The organism is Xanthomonas sp. JAI131, from assembly GCF_013410075.1.
GTDB classification, from domain to species: Bacteria; Pseudomonadota; Gammaproteobacteria; order Xanthomonadales; family Xanthomonadaceae; genus Xanthomonas_A; species Xanthomonas_A bonasiae.
Genome location: NZ_JACCCN010000006.1, coordinates 102415 through 122401 on the forward strand (window position 1 = coordinate 102415; position 19987 = coordinate 122401).

The window sequence follows — 19987 nt, forward strand, 5'->3', positions numbered from 1 at the left end:
TATCCGATGCAGCCCGCAGCGGTGAAATGTCTACATGGATCGGCTGCCGCAATCGACATGCCCCGGTCGCCAGCGATCGCGCCGTGGTCGAACATCGCCAACCACAGGCTGGGTGGCCGCGAAGAAACGAGAAAACCAGTGCTCGCCAAGACTGACCGAGTGGGCGGCGGCGGATGGCCGGCAAAAGCGGTCTGTCGTATTCGACAATGTGGTCGACGCCGCGCCTGTCGTGTCGTGCCTGGCGCAGCACCAGGACGATACCGTGGGGGCTGACCGCCACCGGCAGGAAGCATCCGGGCTGCGCTGGTGAACGTTACCTCGCATTTAAGCGCGACCGATTCCTGTCGTCGCATGGCCGCGGCGCGGACGATCTCGTAGACAAGTCGCACCGGCGCCGCTGCGCTGCTGCGTGCCCGCCTGATCGAGTCACCGCGCGGTAATCACTGCCCGTCGCCATACGCAGCCTGGCGCTGGCCGCGGATTATGTTGATGCACTGCGAATTCATATTTCAGACTTCGGCATTTTTCCGCCATCTATGGCAAACACCTTACACACGCCGTCATAAAAGCGTTCGCGGATAGTCATTTAGCGCTCCTATGGTCCTCGCCGCATTGAGGCGGTCTTCCTAGGCGGCATCGCGCCGCGCGCCGACGTCAGGGGATATTTTCAGATGGAGTTGCGAATCTTCGCAGCGCTCGGCATGGCCGTGTGCGGCGTGCCGTGCGCCTTCGCCGCAGACGCGCCGACCGCGCGTTTCGACGTGATGGCCTACCAGGTGGTCGGCAACAGCGAATTGAGCGCAACGGAGATCGAGCGCGCGGTGTACCCGTTCCTCGGCCCGCAGCGCAGCGAGGCCGATGTGGAAGCGGCGCGCGCCGCGTTGCAGACGCTGTACGCGGGCAAGGGCCTGGCCACGGTGGCGGTGAGCATTCCCGAGCAGGATGCGGGCAACGGCCTGGTCACCTTGCAGGTCAGCGAGCAGCGCATCGGCCGGCTGCGGGTGAATGGCGCGGACTATTTTTCTCCCGATGCCATCGCCGGCGGCGCGCCGTCGCTGCAGGAAGGCATCGTGCCCGACTTCAACGCCGTGCAGCGCGACATCGTCGCGCTGAACCAGTGGCCGGACCGCCGCGTCACCCCCGACGTCAAGCCCGGCGCGCAGCCGAACACGGTGGACGTGGACTTGAACGTGGAGGACACGCTGCCGCTGCACGGCAGCCTGGAACTCAACAACCGCAACAGCGCCAACACCTCGGAACTGCGGCTGAGCGGTTCGGTGCGCTACGACAATCTGTGGCAACGCGGCCACAGCCTGACCTTCTCGGCGCAGACCGCGCCGCAGCGGCCGTCCGATGCACGGGTCTTTTCCGCCTCGTACCTGGCGCGCTTCGGCGCATCGCCGTGGTCGCTGCTCGGCTACACGGTGCGCAGCGACAGCGAGGTCGCCGCGATCGGCGGCTTCAACGTGATCGGCAACGGCAGCCTGTCCGGCCTGCGCCTGATCCGTGCGCTGCCGGCCGAGGCAGGCTTCTTCCACAGCCTGAGCATCGGCGCCGACTACAAGGACTTCAAGGAAGACACCCTGTTCGGCGGTGACCGCAGCTCCGCGCCGATCCGCTACCTGCCGCTCAGCGCCGCCTACAACGCCAGCTGGAGCCAGCCGCGCGGCACCGACACGCTGGAGCTGACCGCGACGATGAACGTGCGCGGCGTCGGCGACGACAGCGCGCGCTTCGACATCAAGCGCTACAAGGCGCGCTCCAACTTCTTCCACCTGCGCACCGATGCCTCGCGCACGCGCAGCTTCGGCGGCGACTACCAGTGGTATGCGCGGCTGCAGACCCAGCTGGCGTCGGAGCCGCTGATCAGCAACGAGCAATTCAGCATCGGCGGCATGGACAGCGTGCGCGGCTACAGCGAAAGCCAGGCGCTGGGCGATTACGGCGCCGCCGGCCAGTTCGAACTGCGCAGTCCCTCGTTCGCCTCCGCGGCCGGGCGCATGGTGCAGGAAGCGCGCGTGCACGCGTTCGTGGACGCCGGCTATGCGCGCATCCACGACCCGCTGCCCGAGCAGTCGGTCAGCGAAACCCTGGTGTCGACCGGACTGGGTGCGGCCTTCAAGGCGTTCGCGCATCTCAACGGTGCGCTGGAAGTGGCTGCGCCGCTGTCCAGTCCCAGCGGGCACAAGCAGAAAGACATCAACGTGCTGTTCCGGCTGTGGAGCGAGTTCTGACGCCGGCGTCGTTCAAACATCAATTGGGGTAGATCGTGATCAGACTGCGTATGTTCGTGCTGCTGGGGTTGTTGTTGCTCGCGTTGCCGGCGATGGCCGCGACATGGTGGGACGGCAAATGGAACTATCGGGCCAAGCTCACCCTGGACACCACGTCCACCGGTGCGGCGCTGAGCCAGCCGTCCGGGCGCACCCAGGTGCTGGTGCGCCTGCATGCGGGCAACTTCAATTTCGCCGATGCCAAGGCCGACGGCAGCGACGTGCGTTTCGTCGCCGGCGACGACCGCACGCCGCTGAAGTACCACTTCGAGAAATACGACGGCCTGGTCGACCAGGTGGCGCTGGCCTGGGTCGATCTGCCCGACCTGCCGGCCAACGCGAGCACGCCGCTGTACGTCTATTTCGGCAACCCCGAGGCCAGCGGCGGCAGCGACGCCAAGGGCAGCTACGACGCCGACACCGTCGCGGTCTATCACTTCGCCAGCGCGCAAGCCGCCGGCGCCGACAGCACCGCCTACGCCAACAACGCCGCCTCCGCGCCGGCCCTGGCCGACACCGCGCTGATCGGCGCCGGCCTGCGCCTGGACGGCCGCGCGCCGGTGACGATCCCCACCTCGGCCTCGTTGACCTGGCCGGCGGCTCAGCCGGCGACGCTGTCGCTGTGGGCAAAGCCGGCCAGCGCGAATGCCTCGGGCGTGCTGCTGGCGCTGCCCGGCGTGCTCACCCTGCGCCTGGACGAAGGCCGCGTGCTCGCCGAGTTCGGCGCGACCGCGCAGATCGCCGCCACCACCGCGCTGCCGGCCGATGCCTGGGCGCATGTGGCGCTGCGCAGCGACGGCAAGACCGCGACCCTGTTCGTCAACGGCCAGCCCGCCGGCGAGACCGCAGTGGCCTTGCCGGCCAGCAGTGGCGGCCTGCTGCTCGGCGGCGAACCCGGCGCGGCGCGGCCGAACTTCATCGGCCTGCTCGACGAGGTCGAAATCGCCAAGAACGCGCGCGCGATCGGCGCGATCGAAGCTGCGGCGCGCAGCCAGGGCGTGGACGCGCGGCTGCTGCGCTTCGATCCGGTCGAACAGCATTCCGGCGATGCTGGCCACAACTACTTCGGCATCCTGATCGCCGCGCTGACCCCGGATGCGTGGGCGGTGATCGGGATCCTGGGGGTGATGGCGCTGATCAGCTGGTGGGTGATGGTGCGCAAGGGCCTGTACCTCAACGCCACCGCCGGCGCCAACGCGCGCTTCCTCACGGCGTACCGCCAGCAGGTGGCCGCGCATCCGCTGCACGCGCCGCACTGGCAGCAGCTCGGCACGAGCGCCGGCGTGCGCTCCAATCTGGCGCGGCTGCTGCAGGTCGGCCAGCAGGAACTGCGCGAACGCCTGCAGGCCAGCGGCACCAATGTCGTGCGTCCGCAGTCGATCGCCGCGATCCGCTCGGCGCTGGACGCGGCCGCGGTGCGCGAAGGCCAGCGCATCCACAAGAGCATGGTGCTGCTGACCATCGCCATCTCCGGCGGCCCGTTCCTGGGCCTGCTCGGCACCGTGGTCGGGGTCATGATCACCTTCGCCGCGGTGGCCGCGGCCGGCGACGTCAACATCAACGCGATCGCGCCCGGCATCGCCGCCGCGCTGCTGGCCACGGTGGCCGGCCTGGCCGTCGCGATCCCGGCGCTGTTCGGCTACAACTACCTGCTCAGCCAGGCCGAAGCGGTCTCGGCGGACATGCAGGTGTTCGTCGACGAGCTGGAAAAGCGCATCGCCGAAGACTATGCCGGCGACGCGCCGGTCCGCGCGGGCGGAGGCTGAGCCGATGAAGGTCCAAGGCAAGAAGCCCTACGACGACATCAACATCACGCCGATGCTGGACCTGGCGTACGTGCTGCTGGTGATCTTCATCATCATGACCACCGCCGCGGTGCAGGGCATCAAGGTGGAATTGCCCAAGGCCAGCGCGGCCAAGCCGCTGTCCGAACCCAAGACCAAGGTCATCGCGATCGACAACAACGGCCAGGTCAGCCTGGACGCGGTGCCGGTGAGCATGAGCGAACTGGAACAGCAACTGCGCAACGCGCTGGCCAGCGATGCCAAATTGCCGGTGATGCTGCGCGGCGATCGCACCGTGCAGTACGAGAAGGTGATGGCGGTGCTGGACCTGTGCAGCCGGCTCGGCATCGCCTCGATCGGCCTGGCCACGCAACGCCCGGCGGCCGGCTGAGTGGACGCGATGGATACGCTGCAGTACACCGAGCCGCCGCGGCGCTGGCTGAAAGTCGGCGCGGCGTTGCTAGCGCTGCTGCTCGGCTGGCTGGTCTCCACGCTGCTGCGCCCGCAGCAGGCGACACCGGCACGCGCGCAACCGCCGCGCATCACCCAGGTGATGCTGCCGCCCCCGCCGCCTCCGCCGCCGCCCAAACCCGATCCGCAGCCGCCCAAACCGCAGGAACGGCCGCAGCCGTTGCAGGCCGCCGAGCCGACGCCGCAACCCAAGCCGGACGCCGAGCCGACTCCGCCCGGCGATCCGCTGACCGCGCCGGCCGGTCCCGGCGACAACGCCTTCGGCCTGCAGGCCGGCGACGGCGGCGGCACCCGCATCGGCGGCAAGGGCGGCGGCGGCAGCCCGTTCGGCAACTATGCGGCCAGCGTGCAGCGCGCGGTGCAGCAGCTGCTGCAGCGCGACGAGCGCACCCGCAAGGGCCGCTACAGCGCCACCGTGGCGCTGTGGCTGAACCCGGACGGCAGCATCGGCCGCCTGCAGATCCTCACCTCGGCCGGCAAGCCGGAACTGGACGCGGCGATCGTGCGCGCGCTGCAGGACCAGCCGCTGCCGCAGCCGCCGCCCGCCTCCCTTCCCCAACCCATCCAGTTGCGCATCGGCGCGCTGGCGCCGGGCTGACGCCGCGTTTCGCACCAAGGACTCCCGCATGACCACTCCGTCTTCCTTCCCCCGTCCGTCCCGGCTGCGCCTGGCGCTGCTGGCGCTCCTGCTGGCGCCGGCCGCGGCCATGGCCCAGTCCGCCGCGCCCGCGATCGATCCGGCGCAGATCAACCCGCAGGTCACGCTGCGGCTGATCGACCTGCTGGTCGCCAAGGGCGTGATGACCCGCGCCCAGGCCGACGACCTGATCCGCGAAGCCTCCGCCACCGCGGCACCCGCGCCGGCACCGGCGCTGGCCGGCGCCGCGGCGTACACGACCCAGCCCGGCGCGGTGGTGGTGCCGTACGTGCCCGAGCCGGTGCGCCAGCAGATCAAGGACGAGCTGCGCGCCGAAGTCACCGCGCAGGCCAAGTCCGAAGGCTGGGCCGCGCCCGGCGCGCTGCCGGAATGGACCCAGCGCGTGCGCGTGTACGGCGACCTGCGGGTGCGCGGCGAAGGCGTGTTCAACGCCGACGACAACTACGCGACCTTCCCCAACTTCGGCGCCATCAATGCCGGCTCCGGCTTCGATACGGTCGGCAGCACCAACGCCCCGTTCCTCAACACCACGCAGAACCGCAGCCGCATGCGCGTGCGTGCGCGGCTCGGGGTGAGCGCGCAGATCGCCGACTGGGTGCAGGCCGACCTGCGCCTGGCCACCGGCAGCGACCGCAGCCCGGTATCCACCAACCAGACCCTGGGCGGCAACGGCAACCTGTCCAAGTATTCGCTGTGGCTGGACCGCGCCGCGCTGCAGCTCACGCCCCTCGACGGGTTGGCCCTGTCGTTCGGCCGCTTCGCCAATCCGTTCTGGAGCAGCGAGCTGGTGTTCGACAACGACCTCAACTTCGACGGCGTGGCCGCGCGCTACGACCTGGCCGACGCCGATGCGGCGTTCGCGCCGTGGATCAGCGCCGGCCTGTTCCCGGTCTACAACACCGAGTTCGATTTCGGTTCCACCAGCACCAGCAAGACCCGCAGCCGCGACAAGTGGATGTACGGCGCGCAGCTGGGCATGCAGTGGCGCTTCGCCGACGCGATGGCGCTGCGCGTGGGCCTGGGCTACTTCCAGTACGACCAGTTCGAAGGCAAGCGCTCGTCGCCGTGCCTGGCGCCGGGCTCGGCCGACAGCTGCGACACCGACGGTTCGCGGCCGCAGTTCCAGCAGTTCGGCAACACCTTGTTCGCGCTGCGCGACATCGTCGCCGACAGCGCCAACCCCAATGGCCCGCAACTGCAGTACTACGGCTATGCCAGCAAGTTCGGCGTGGCCGACCTGCACGCGCAGCTGCAGCTGGACCAGTTCGCCCCGGTCGCGGTGCTGGTCGAGGCCGACGTGGTCAAGAACACCCGCTACAACGCCGCACGCGTGCGCTCGCTCGGCCCGGTCAACAACCTCGGCGACCAGGGCGTGTTCGATGGCGGCGACATGGGCTACTACCTCAACGTCACCGTCGGCCAGCCCAAGCCGGTCAAGCCTGGCGACTGGAACTTCAGCGTCGGCTACAAGTACCTGGAATCGGACGCGGTGCCGGACGGCTTCACCGATTCGGATTTCCACCTGGGCGGCACCAATGCGCGCGGGCTGATCGTCGGCGGCAACTATGCGCTGGCGCGCAACACCTGGGTCGGCCTGCGCTGGCTCAGCGCCAACGAGGTGTCCGGCCCGCCGTTCGCGGTGGACCTGCTGCAGCTCGACCTCGGCACGGAGTTCTGAGCATGCTGCGCCTTCCCTCCTCCCTGGCCTGCGGCATGCTGGCGGCGACGCTGCTCGCCGCCGCCCCGCTGCACGCCCAGGACAGCACCGAGACGCGACTGCGCGAAGCGCTGCGCGAAACCGGCACGCGCCTGCGCAAGGCCGAAGCGGACCTGGTGCAGCAGCAGCTGGCCACCGCCGCCGCCGAACGCGAGCGCGATGCGCTGCGCGCCGCACCAACGCCAGCGCCACGCGCCGCAGGTGCCGATGCGGGCCGCGAGGCCGCGCTGCAGCGGCAGCTGCAACAGGCGCAGCGCGAACGCGACGCGGCGCTGGCGCAACAGCGCGAACAGCAACAGGCGCAGGCCAGGACCGCGCAGGCCGCAGCGCAGCAGGCGCAGACGCAGGCGACGCTGCAGACGGAACTGCAGCGCCAGCGCGCGCGGATGGCGCAGTGCGCGAGCGGCAGCGAGGCCTTGTACGCCACCGCGCGCGAACTGGCCGCGCTGTACCGCGACCCGGCCTTCGTGCGCTTCGTGCGCAGCCACGGCCGCGAGATGTTCGGCATGGCCCGGGTGACCCGCGAGAACCGCGTGCGCGCCCTGGAAGACCGCCTGGCCGAGCAGCACGCGCAGACCCAGGCCTGCACCGGCGCCACCGCGACCACAGCGACGGCCACGGCGCTGCAGGACCCAACCCAATGAACCACCGCGGCGCCGCGCTGGCATCGCTCGCGCTGGCCGCGCTGGCGCTGCACGCGCACGCCGCGCCGGCCACGCCCGCGGCGACTGCGCCATGCGTGCAGGTGCGGATCGGCGAAGACGTCGCCGGCCACCTGGACTGCCTCAACCAGGCGTTGCGCGCCGCGGCCGCCAGCGCCCGCCCCGGCGCGGTGCCACTGGCCGCCGCCGCAACCGCACTGGATCCGCTGCAGCGCGGGCAGCCCACGCCTGCCGCGCTGCGCCAGCGCTACGGCGATGCCTACGGCCGCTCGCTGGTGCCGCAGCGGCCGCAACCGCGCTACCTCCCCACTCCGTTCGCTCCGGCGCGCTGACGCGCCGCTACCGAGATCGCCGCCATGCCCCGCAACCGCCGCCGCCCCCGCCGTCCCCTTCGCCTGCTGCTGCTCAGCGTGGCGATCTCGGCCGCCCTGGTCGGCCGCAGCCAGGCGCAAAGCAGTCCGTTCGTGCGCCGCGGCGCCGATCCGGGCGCACAGGCCGCGGCCGCCGCGCAGCAACAGGGCCTGCAATCGGCGGCGGCCAGCAAGCTGGCGCAGACCTCGCTGCAGGCGTTCCAGCGCGCCGCGCAGGCGCGCCAGGCCCTGGACGCGACCCAGGCCGCCGCGCGCGCCGCGGCGCAGGCCGCGCAAGCCGGCATGGTCCCCGATGGCCTGGGCAAGGGCGGCCTGCAGCTGCCCGACGGCGCAGTCATCGATCCGGGCGCGGTACGCAGCGACGATCCGCGCCTGGGCCAGCGCAACGTCTGGCTGGGCGCGCGCGCGCCGACCCAGCAGACGGTCGGCGGCGACACCCAGGTCACCATCCAGCAGACCCAGAAGAAGGCGATCCTCAACTGGGAGACGTTCAACGTCGGCAGCCGCACCGTGCTGCAGTTCGACCAGTCCGCCGGCGGCAGCGACGCGGCGCAGTGGATCGCGCTGAACCGGGTCAACGACCCGAGCGCGGCGCCGAGCAAAATCCTGGGCCGCATCCAGGCGCCGGGCCAGGTCTATCTGCTCAACCGCAACGGCGTGCTGTTCGGCGGCGCCAGCCAGGTCAACGTGCATTCGCTGCTGGTGTCGTCGCTGGATCTGTTCGACGCCAACCGCGCGCTCAGCGACCAGACATTCCTCGCCCGCGGCCTGTTCGGCAGCACCGGGCAGAGCGGCACGGTGCTGACCGGCCTGGACAGCATGGCCGCCGGGCAGACCCCGGGCGACATCCGCATCGACAGCGGCGCGCGCATCGCCAGCGGCAGCCAGGGCTATACCCTGATCGCCGCGCCGAACGTCAGCAACGCCGGCACGGTGACCGCGCAGGACGGGCAGGCGCTGCTGGCGGCGGTGCTGGGCCTGCGGCAATCGCAGGAATTGCAGACGCTGCTCGGCACCAGCAGCGGCAACATCATGCCGCTGGGCTTCAGCGGCTTCTTCTCGCCCAGCGGCAGCGACCGCTCCGCCGTCGGCACGCTGGACAACAGCGGCACGATTGCGGCGACCCGCGGCAACGCGACACTGGTCGGCTACGACGTGCAGCAACGCGGCCTGGTCCAGGCCACCACCAGCATCAGCCGCCCCGGCAGCGTGATGCTGCTGGCGATCAACCAGGAAGCTACAGCCGGCGGCGATGCGCTGGCCAACTACAAGGGGGGCGCGCTGGAACTGGCCCCCGGTTCGGTCACTGCCACCTTGCCCGAGCACGATGGCGAGACCACCACCTCCAGCAGCGCCGCCGATCTGGCCTTCCTGGGTCCCAGGATGATCCTGGCCGGCGCACAGGTGCAGCTGCGCGAGCAGTCGCTCACCTTCGCCCCGGGCGGCACCGTGGACCTGATCGGCCTGGGCAGCGAGACCACCCGGCTGCAGGGTCGTCCCCAGCTCAACAACCGGCTGATGATCGACAGCGGCGCGCAGCTCGACGTGTCCGGCATCGCCGACGTGCGACAGGCGATGAGCAGCAACCTGATCCAGATTCCGCGCGTGGGCCAGAACGAACTGGCCGACGCGCCGCTGCAACGCGACGGCGCGCTGTTCCGCCAGGCGCTGCAGTTCGATCGCCGCGCCAGCGGCGTGCGCGCCGATGGCCAGGCCTGGGTCGGCAGCCCGCTGCTCAATGCGCAGGGCTACGTCGACCAGGTGCCGCGCACGATCGACGAGATGCTGCTCGACGGCGGCACCATCAACATCGGCGCGCGCGACCTGGTGATCGCGCCCGGCGCGCAGGTGAACATGGACGGCGGCTACGTGCACATGCTCGGCGGCATGATCGAAACGCCGCGCCTGCTCGGTGCCGACGGCCGCCTGTACGACCTGGCCAGCGCGGATCCGTCGCTGCGCTACCTGGGCGTGGCCGGCACGCAGACCGTCGCGCACACGCGCTGGGGCGTGAGCGAACAGTTCAGCAATCCATTGCTGGGCAGCCGCCGCTACTACGAGAGCGACTATCTGCAAGGCGGCGACGCCGGTGCGCTGAACATCGAACTCGGGCGCCATTCCAGCGGCAACGGACCGGAACCGGGCGTGGCGCTGCTGGAGGGCGATCTCTCCGCGCAAGCGCTCGCCGGGCGTTACCAACGTGCCAGCGGCACGTTGCCGCAGGGCGGCGCGTTGCGCATCGACAGCGACATCGGTCTGTACAACGCCACCATCGGCCTGTCGGTAGGCGGCGACATTTCCCGCGACCAACGCAGCTGGCTGATCGTCGACGAGGCAGCGGCGCTGCCGCAGGGGCTTGCGCTCGGCACGCGCGCCGATGCGCTGCCGGGCAGCGCAGCAGCGGCGCAGGAGCGCGACAACCCGCTGTTCTGGTCGCGCCTGTCCACGCGCATGGTGAACGGCAGCGGATTGCAGACGCTGGCGATCGGCAACGCGCCGGTGATCGCGGTCGCTGCCGACGCGGCGCTGCAGGTCGCCGACGGCGGCGCGATTTCGCTGCAGGCGCAGCGTCTGGAGATCGACGGCACGCTGACCGCGCATGCCGGCAAGATCGCGCTGCAGAGCAGCGGCGGCTTCGCCTTCGTGGACGATCCCAGGCGAGCCACGGACACGCGGCAGGTGCTCGGCCACGGCGACCTGCTGCTCGGCGCGGACGCACGGCTGGACGTGAGCGGACGCTGGATCAACGACGACCGCCGCTTCGGCGCCGAAGCGCAGGGCAGCGCCTTCGTCGATGGCGGCAGCATCAGCCTCGACGCGTTGCAGCTGCGCATCACCGACCCCGTCACCGGCCAGAACGTCGACCAGAGCGGGTCGCTGCTGATCGCCTCCGGCGCCGTGCTGAACGCTTCCAGCGGCGGCTATGTCGACGAGGACGGCGCGCTGGCGATGCGCGACGGGCGGCCGCTCGGCCATGGCGGCGACATCGCATTGCATACCTACGTGCGTCCGTCCAACGAGACTGCCGGCTCCCCCACCTACACCGCCGACCTGCCGGTGGCCGACGGCGCCGGGCTGCTGCAGTTCGACCCGGCCAGCCTGCGCGCGGACAACTTCGCCGGCGGCGGCACGCTGAGCCTGCGCGCCTTCGGCGTGCAGATCGGCGGCAGCGCGCCGAGCGATGCGCGCGTGTTGCACCTGGACGCCGGCTTCTTCGCCGACAACAGCTTCGGCAGCTACGACCTGGCCGCCGAACAGGACGCCACCCTCGTCGCCGGCACCCAGCTGCGGGTGAGCCAGCGCAACCTGCTCCCGAACCTGCAGGCGCTGCGCGGCGCTGCCAGCGGCAGCGACGTGGTCGCCGGTGCGGCGCAGGCCGGCGGCAATGGCTACGCCACGCTCGGCCAGCTGGATCCGTTCTATCGCCCCGCCACTGATTTCGCATTGCGCGGCGGCGATTTCCTCGGCCGCGTCGCCGGCAATCCCAGCCTGAGCGGCGCCAGCGGCCGCGTGCTGCTCGACGAAGGCGCGCAGCTGCTGCTGGATCCGGGCGCCAACGTGCGCATCGGCGGACGCGGCCAGGTCGAGGTGCTGGGCGGCATCCAGGCGCAGGGCGGCAGCATCGCCATCTCCGGCGACACCTCGCGCGACTCCGGCCTGTCCGCCGCGCCGGACGTGGACCGCGGCCAGGCCTATGCGGCACCGGGCAAATCGCTGTGGCTGGGTGCGAACAGCCGCCTGGACGTGTCCGGCGTCGCCCTGCTCGATCCGCAGGCCGCCCTGCAGCCCGGCGCCAGCGGCCTGGTGCGGCCGCGCAGCGGGCGCGTGCTCGACGGCGGCCACATCACCCTCAGCAACGACAGCGGCGCGATCGTGGTCGCCGCCGGCGCGCAGCTGGACCTGTCCGGCACCGCCGCGGTGCTGGACCTGCCCAGCGGCAACGCCATCATCGGTGGCGGCGACACGCTGCAGGCGCAGACCGTGGGCAGCGCCGGCGGGCGCCTGGACCTGGCCGCCAGCACCGGCCTGTATTTCGACGGCAGCATCCGCGCCGGCGGCGGCAGCGCGCAGGACCGCGGCGGCACCCTGGCCTTGCTCCCGCTGAAACTGGTCGACGGCAGCAATCAGGTATTGCCCGGTCCGAGCGGCGTGATCTTCACCCAGCACGACAGCCGCCTGCCGCAGGGCGCGCAGCCCGGCGCGCCATTGCCGAACGCCACCGCCGCACCCGGCCCGCTGTACTTCGCCGCCGATCGCCTCGACGGCAGCGGCATCGACACCCTGCTGGTCGGCGACCAGTCGCCGACCGGCACGTTGCGCCCGCAGGTGGCGGTCGGTTTCGCCGGCGACGTCGCGCTGTCGCTGTCGCGCGCGCTGGTGTTCAACGCGCCGCGCTATGCGCTGCTGGCGAGCGATGCGACCGGTTTCGGCAGCCTGGCCGACAGCGGCCAGGTCAGCCTGAGCGCCGCCTACGTCGGCCTCAACGGCTGGCAGTCGCCGAACAGCCCGGCCGCGGTGCTGGCCGAGCCGCAGGCGCCCGGCGCGACCACGCTGACGGTGAACGCTGCGCAGATCGATCTCGGCGGCCAGTTCGCGCTGGACGGGGTCGGCGAGGCGCGCCTGTCCAGCAGCGGCGCAGTGCGTTTCCATACGCCCGCGGCCTATGCCTATCTGCTCGACGCCAACGGCATCGCCACGCCGCGCGCAGGCGAACTGCTGACCGCCGGCAATCTGACCTTCAGCGCCGCGCAGCTGTATCCGGCCAGCGGCGAGACCTTCCTGGTGCGCGCGCTCGGCGCGCTCGGCAGCGACGGCAGCCGCGCCGAGACCCGCATCCGCATCCAGGCCCAGGGCGACACGCCGGCGCTGCCGCTGTCGGCCGGCGGCACCCTGGCGCTGGATGCGACCCGCATCGCGCAGGACGGACGCCTGCGCGCGCCGAGCGGACGGCTGCTGCTCGGGGTCGGCGCGCTCGACGACGCGGCCACGCGCGCGGTGTTCGGCACGCGCGCACTGACGCCAACGCTGGAGGTCAGCCTCGGCGCCGGCAGCCTCACCTCGGTGTCGCTGGAAGGCGCGACCCTGCCGTACGGCAGCACCGTGGACGGTTCGCAGTGGCGCTACGACGGCAGTGCGCAAGGCAGCAGCACCGCGCTGAGCGCGCCGCCGCAGAAGCAGATCCGGCTGGACGCCGACAGCGTCGCGCTGGCGCCCGGCGCACGCGTGGACCTGTCCGGCGGCGGCGATCTGCAGGCCAGCGAGTGGGTGCCCGGCACCGGCGGCAGCCGCGACCTGCTGTCCTCGACCAACACCAGCTATGCCAGCGGCAACGCCACCCAGGTGCCGCTGTACGCGGACGGCCGCACGGTCTACGCGATCGTGCCCGGGGTGCAGACGCCGGTCGCCGCCAGCGACGCAGCGTTCGAGCAGAAGGGCGGCACGCCCGCGCTCGGCAGCGCCGTGCATCTGAGCGGCGTGCCCGGCCTGGCGGACGGCGACTACACGCTGCTGCCGGCCAAGTACGCCACCCTGCCCGGCGCCTACCGGGTGGTCGCGCGCAGCGGCAGCACCGACGCCACCGCCGCGCAGAACCTGGTCGCGGCCGACGGCACCGCGGTGGTCGCCGGCTATCTGGTCGATACCCTGAGCGGCACCCGCAGCGCGCGCAGCCAGCTGTTCGAAGTACAGTCGGCGGCGACCTGGGGCCAGTACTCGGAATACACCCGCACCGGCGCCAATGCGTTCTTCGCCGCGCAGGCGGCCGTCGCCGGCAACGCGACACCGCAGCTGCCGCGCGACGGCGGGCAACTGATCCTCGCCGCTGGCGACGCGCTGCGCCTGGGCGCGACCTTGAACACCGCCGCGGCCAGCGGCGGCAACGCCGCGCAGATCGATATCGCCGCGCGCGCGCTGCAGGTGCTCGGCGCCGGCCAGACCGCCGCGGCCGGCTATGTCGGCGTGGAGGCGAGCGCGCTCAACGCGATGAACGCCGGCAGCCTGCTGCTCGGCGGTACCCGCGAGCAGAGCGCCGACGGCACGCGCCTGCAGGTCACCTCGCAACAGCTGCGGATCAGCAACGACGCCGGCAGCGCGCTGCAAGCGCCGGAACTGCTGTTGGCGACCGCCGCCAGCGACGCTGCCGACGGCGGCCTGCGCGTGGACGCCGGCAGCGTGTTGCGCGCGCAAGGCGGCAGCGGCGATCGCGCGGCCACGACGCTGCTGATCGGCGAGGACGGCGGCAGCAGCGGCGACGGCGCGCTGGTGCGCCTGTCCAGCCTCGGTGCGGCCACCATCGAACGGGCGAACGTGCCGGAGGCGGCGCAGGCGCGCGCACGGCTGCAGATCGGCGCCGGCGCGCTGCTCGACGGCGGCGCGGCGCTGAGCCTGGATTCCACCGGCGACAGCGCGATCGATGCCGGCGCGCTGTTGCGCGGCCAGCGCATCGACGCCAGCGCCGGCCACGTGCGGCTGGACGCGCAGGCGGCCAGCGGCGAGGCCGACGGGCTGGTGCTGGGCGCCGGCAGCCTGGCCCAGTTCGCGCAGGCGAAACAGGTCAACCTGCACAGCTACGGCGACATGGACTTCGCCGGCGGCCTGGACCTGCGCGTCAGCAACGCGCTCACCCTCAGCGCCGGCCGCTTCGTCGGCGACGGCCGCGACGTCAGCCTGAGCGCCGATCAGCTGACCCTGTCCAACCAGGGCGCCAGCGCGGCACCGGCCGACACCGTGGCCGGCGGCGGCCTGCTGCACCTGCAGGGGCGCGAAGTCGCCTTCGCCGGCGGCGACAAGCAGCTGACCGGGTTCGGCGCGGTCGCGGTGGATGCGGCGCAGACGCTGTACGTGCGCGACCGCGGCCAGTTCGATTTCGGCACGCGCGACGTGGACCTGCGCACTCCGCTGCTGCTGGCCGACGCCGGTGCCGACCAGACCCTGCGCACCGCCGGCGCGCTGCGCCTGCAAGGCGGCGGCGCCAGCGCCAACACGGCGCAACCGCTGGGCGGACGGGTGACGCTGGTCGGCGCCAGCATCGACAGCAACGGACTGATCCGCGCCAATTCAGGCGGCATCGTCCTGCGCAGCAGCGAAGGCGCGCTGCGCCTGCACGATGGCGCCACGCTGGATGCGTCCGGCATGGCCAGCACGTTCTTCGACACCACCAAGCCGACCCAAGGCGGCACGGTCACGCTGCAGGCCACGGCCGGCGACGTGCGCGCCGATGCCTCCACCCGCATCGACGTGTCGGCCGTGGGCAGCGCCGATGCCGGCAGCGTCAACCTGTCGGCGGCGCAAGGCACGGTGACCCTGCCCGGCAGCCTCGACGGCCGCGCCGCGCAGGGCCGTGGCGGCCGCTTCCTGCTCGATTCGGGCAGCGCGATCGCGCTGGATCCGCTGGCCGCGCAGCTGGCCGGCGGCGGCTTCGACGGCGCCATCGACCTGCATGCGCGCAGCGGCAACCTGCTGCTGTCCGCCGGCAACACGCTGCGCGCCGACGCGGTGACCCTGACCGCCGACGGCGGCGCCGATGCGCTCGACCGCGATGCGGCGAACGGCAACATCCGCATCGCCGGCAGCATCGACGCCTCCGGCACGCAGGGCGGCAGCATCGCGCTGTGGGGGCGTCACGGGGTGGCGATCGACGGCCAGCTGCTGGCCCGCGGCAGCGCCGCCGACAAGCGCGGCGGCACGATCACGCTGGGCAGCAGCGGCCGCGACGACGGCACCCTCAACGCCGACTACGGCTACCAGAACGTGCAGGCCGGCGCGGCCGGCACCATCGCGCTCGGCGCCGGCGCGGTGCTGGACGTCTCCGGCGGCAGCGCCGGCGGCCTGTCCGGCGGCAGCGTGGAGATCCGCACGCCGCTGCTCGCCGATGGCGAGGTCAACGTGACCGTGGCCAACGGCGCCAGCGTGCGCGGCGCACGCGAAGTGGGCCTGGAAGCCTACGCGGTGTGGAGCACCACCGACGCCAGCACCGATCCGGTCAAACACTTCGACGGCATCGTCGATCCGGCCGGCTGGTACGACGCGCAGGGCGCACTGCTGGCCGGCAGCTGGACGGACCTGGCCGGCAACGCGGTGGCCGCGCCGACCACGCCGGCGCAGATCGCCGACTACCTCACCCGCTACGCATTCACCCCGGACAGCGCCAACGCCGCGCATCGCCAGTTCTACGGCTATGCCGACGACAGCGCCGGCACGCCCGGCACGCTGATGGGCTTCGTGCAACGTCCCGGCTTCGCGTTCGAAGCGCGCCTGGGCAACCTGCCCAACCTGCGCGCGCGCCCCGGCATCGAGCTGCGCAATCCCGATCCGGCCATCAACGGCGGCGAGATCCGGGTGATGAGCAACTGGAACCTCGGCTCCGGCGCCAACCGCGACCAGCTGGACTTCCGCTACAACGGCAACGCGCCGGCGCTGACCCTGCGCGCCGAGGGCGGCGTGACCATCAAGGCCAGCCTCAGCGACGGCTTCTACCAGTTGCGCAACCCGTTCGGCGGCGGCGGGCCGCAGGGTACCTACAGCGGCGCGGCCAACGCCTATCAGGCGCTGCTCGACAACGCCTTCAACAACGCCTTCATCAGCATCGACGGCCTGCTGCCGGCGCCGTCGGCCGACCTCGGCGATCCCGCAGAAGCCGCGCAGTACTACGGGCAATACCTGCAGTTGCTGGACATGCTGCAGCAGCCGCACGACCTGGGCGGCCTGCCGATGAGCCTGCTGGAAGGCGTGATCTACAGCTACTCGCCGGACAACGGCTATCCGGTCCAGGACTACCCCGACCAGCCGCAGGCGCCGCGCGCACCGACCTCGCCCGCCGACTATTCCACCTACCTGGCCGGCTACCAGAGCTATCTGCTCGACCTGTTCGCCTACAACACCGAGCTGTCCAACGCCGGCGTGTTCGGCCTGGCCACGCTGACCCTGCCCGCCGCGCCGGTGCTCGGCCCGCTGCTGCCGGCGGCCACCCACAACACCCCGTCGCTGCAGGCCAACGCCAGCAATCCGCTGCCGCTCGCCACCACCAGCCTGATCGGCGGCGACAACAGCCGCTACCGCATCGTCGCCGGCGCCGATTTCGCCGGCATCCGCCCCGACGCGCTGCGCGCCGACAGCGACGCCGACGTGGTGCTCGACGGCCACCAGCGCTACCAGGAAAGCGGCAAGAAGGACGTGCTGCTGCCGACCGTGGTGCGCACCGGCACCGGCAGCATCCAGATCGCCGCCGCGCGCGACCTGCGCTTTGCCGACGCCGACGCGCCGGCCAGCATCTACAGCGCCGGCCAGCCCGCCGCCGACAGCGAGGCCGACAGCGACATCCGCATCGTGCGCAGCGACGCCGCCAGCCGCAGCGCCGACCAAGTGGTCAGCGCGCAGGCCAATGCGGAGGCCGCCGGCGACCTGCTGCTGCAGGCCGGGCGCGACATCCTCGGCAATCGCCAGATATACGATCGCGACGGCAGCCGCACCGGCGTGGCCGGCAACTACGTCGGCCAATACTGGTGGCCGTGGCTGCAGGTCGGCAATCCGGTCGGCGCCGATGGCGTCACCCCCAGTGCCGGGCTGATCAACTACGGCGGCTTCGCCCAGGGCGTGCTCAGCAGCGGCGGCGACGTCGAAGTGCAGGCCGGGCGCGACATCCGCGAGCTGTCGGTGTCGCTGCCGACCAGCTATCGGTTGACCGCGCAGGGCCGCCAGACCTATGGCGGCGGCGACCTGCAGGTGCAGGCCGGACGCGATGTGCTCGGCGGCGACTATTTCGTGGCGCGCGGACAGGGCCGCTTGAACGCCGGCGGCGACCTGGGCAGCGCGTTCACGCTGAGCGGCCAGGGCTACGACGCCTCGGGAACCCTGCTGCAGGTGGGCAGCGCGGTCGATCCGGTGTTCGCGCTGCAGGACGGGCAATGGACGATCCACGTCGGCGGCGACGCCGCGCTCGGCGCCATCGTCAATCCCAGCTACGTGCTGTCCTCCGGCGGCGTCGCCGCATTGATGAGCGACAGCACCCGCGCTACCACCGACTACGGCAGCGCCTCGGCGATCGCCATCGACACGTTGAACGGCGACATCCGTCTCGGCACGCTCAAGCTGCCGGCGACGCTGTTCGGCAACGGTGCGCGCGATGCGAGCCGCGGTACCGACAGTCTCATTTTGAACGACGGCGTGTTCGACAACGTGCTGCCGGCACAGGTGCAAGCGGTCGCCCACGCCGGCAGTCTGCAGTTCGAGACCGGCGGGCGCCTGTATCCCTCGGCGCAAGGGCAACTTGAGGCGATGGCGCAGGGCGACGTCCGCCTGTTCAACGACACGCTGGTCGCCGGCAAGAGCAGGTTGCAGCTGGCGATGCTCGACGAAACCGGCAACTACGACGGCAACGACAATGCCGCCGGCAGCGGCGCGCAACTCGGCCTGCATCGGGACGATGCGCAACCGGTGCGCATCTACAGCCGCGACGGCGACGTGGCGAGCGGCTATGCGGCCGACGGTTTCATGCTCAACCCGCTGACCCTGCAATTGCCGAAACCGGCCGACATCCGCGCCGGGCGCGACATCGTCAACCTGGATCTGCGAGCGCAGAACTACCGGACCTCGGACGTGACCCGGGTGCAGGCCGGGCGCGACCTCCGCTACACCTCCATCCTCGGAGGCCCGCTTGGCGACCAGGCCGTTCGCTGGGGCTGGATGTCGCTCGACGGCCCAGGGACGTTCGAGGTGGAGGCCGGACGCAATCTCGGCCCGCTGACCTCTGCCGAGGAAGCGATGAAGGGCCTGCGCATCGGGCTCGTCGACCGCAATGCGGGCGGCATCCGCACCACCTCCGGCGCCGACCTGGTGGTGCGCTACGGCGTGGCCAACGGCGAGGATGCCGACGCGCTGGCCGCGCTGTATCTGGACCCGGACAGCGGGCAGAGCACCGACACCTACCGGCAATGGCTGCTCGACTTCGTGCGCCAACATGCGCAGGACGCGTCCGCACCGGCCTCGACGCCGCTCGCGCAGCAAGCCGCGACCCAGCAGGACACGCCGACGCCTGCCGAGGCCTGGCGCCAGTTCGCGCAACTGCCCAACGCCACCCGGCGCCTGCTGAGCGAACGCGTGTTCCTGGACGTGCTCAAACAGGTCGGCGAAGGCTACGCGGATCCGGCCAGCGCAGACTTCCAGAAATACACGCGCGGCTATGCCGCGATCGAAGCGCTGTTCCCGGCACGGCTGGGCTACACCCGCAACAACCTGGAAGGCGGCGCCAACGGCGCGGCGACCCGCAGCATCACCGGCACCCTGGACATGCGCGGCTCCACCCTGCAGACCCAGGCCGGCGGCGACATCCGCATCCTCGGTCCCGGCGGCGGCCTGCAGGTCGGCAGCGTGCTGGCGCCGCCGGTGGTCACCGATGCCCAGGGCAACGTGCTGATCGGTCCGGCGCAGCAAGGCATCCTGGCGGTGGGGCAAGGCGACATCGGCGTGTTCACCGACGCCAGCGTGCTGCTGGCGCAGAGCCGCATCTTCACCCAGCGCGGCGGCGACCTGATGTTGTGGAGTTCCAACGGCGACATCAACGCCGGCAAGGGCAGCAAGACCAGCGCCGAGCGCGCACGTGCACGCTACCTGTGCGACCAGGACCAGTACTGCGTGCTCGATGCCAGCGGCCAGGTCAGCGGCGCCGGCATCGCCACGCTGCGCCTGAACACGGACGATCCGCGCGGCAACGCGGTGCTGGTCGCCCCGCGCGGCACCGTCGATGCCGGCGACGCCGGCATCCGCGCCAGCGGCAACCTGATCGTGGCCGCGCAGTTCGTCGCCAATGCCGACAACATCCAGGTGCAGGGCGACACGGTCGGCGTCGGCACCGCGCGCAACGTCGATGGCGGCGCGTTGAGCGCCGCCTCCAATGCCGCAGCGGCGGTGACCGATGCGGTCGGCGACCTGGCGGGGCGCGGAACCTCCACGCCACGCGAAGCGCCCTCGGTCATCACCGTGCAGGTGCTCGGCTTCGGCGACTGCAAGGTGGACGATCCGCGCTGCCAGCCCGGTCAATGACACTGCGGCGACGTG

Annotated in this window: 8 protein-coding genes; all 8 read left to right on the top strand. The window is 71.7% G+C overall.

Annotated features, from left to right (window positions below; all coding sequences use genetic code 11):
• The first annotated feature begins 671 nt into the window (after positions 1–671).
• Genes HDC36_RS21850 through HDC36_RS21885 form a run of 8 tightly spaced genes read left to right on the top strand, consistent with a single transcriptional unit; the run spans position 672 to position 19972 of the window.
• A complete protein-coding gene (locus tag HDC36_RS21850; protein ID WP_255432863.1) occupies positions 672–2234 on the top strand; it encodes a ShlB/FhaC/HecB family hemolysin secretion/activation protein in 1563 nt (520 codons plus the stop codon).
• 35 nt (positions 2235–2269) lie between these two features.
• Complete coding sequence (locus tag HDC36_RS21855; RefSeq protein WP_179570971.1) at positions 2270–4039, top strand: DUF2341 domain-containing protein; 1770 nt, start codon at positions 2270–2272, stop codon at positions 4037–4039.
• 4 nt (positions 4040–4043) lie between these two features.
• Positions 4044–4448, top strand: coding sequence for a biopolymer transporter ExbD (locus HDC36_RS21860; RefSeq protein WP_179570972.1), 405 nt, complete (start codon positions 4044–4046; stop codon positions 4446–4448).
• 9 nt (positions 4449–4457) lie between these two features.
• Entirely contained in the window at positions 4458–5126 is a 669-nt protein-coding gene (locus tag HDC36_RS21865; RefSeq protein WP_179570973.1) for a TonB family protein, read from the top strand.
• 28 nt (positions 5127–5154) lie between these two features.
• The gene (locus HDC36_RS21870) at positions 5155–6864 is read left to right on the top strand and encodes a putative porin (RefSeq protein WP_179570974.1); all 1710 of its coding nucleotides are present in this window, start codon (positions 5155–5157) and stop codon (positions 6862–6864) included.
• Between the two features lie 2 nt (positions 6865–6866).
• Positions 6867–7547 carry a hypothetical protein gene (locus HDC36_RS21875; protein WP_179570975.1) on the top strand — a complete coding sequence of 227 codons (681 nt, stop codon included), beginning with the start codon at positions 6867–6869 and terminating at the stop codon, positions 7545–7547.
• Positions 7544–7897 (top strand): hypothetical protein, encoded by a 354-nt coding sequence (locus HDC36_RS21880; RefSeq protein ID WP_179570976.1) that lies wholly within the window; start codon positions 7544–7546, stop codon positions 7895–7897. Before HDC36_RS21875 ends, HDC36_RS21880 begins: the two co-directional genes overlap by 4 nt.
• A 24-nt stretch (positions 7898–7921) precedes the next feature.
• Positions 7922–19972 carry a filamentous haemagglutinin family protein gene (locus HDC36_RS21885; protein ID WP_179570977.1) on the top strand — a complete coding sequence of 4017 codons (12051 nt, stop codon included), beginning with the start codon at positions 7922–7924 and terminating at the stop codon, positions 19970–19972.
• Positions 19973–19987: the final 15 nt, after the last annotated feature.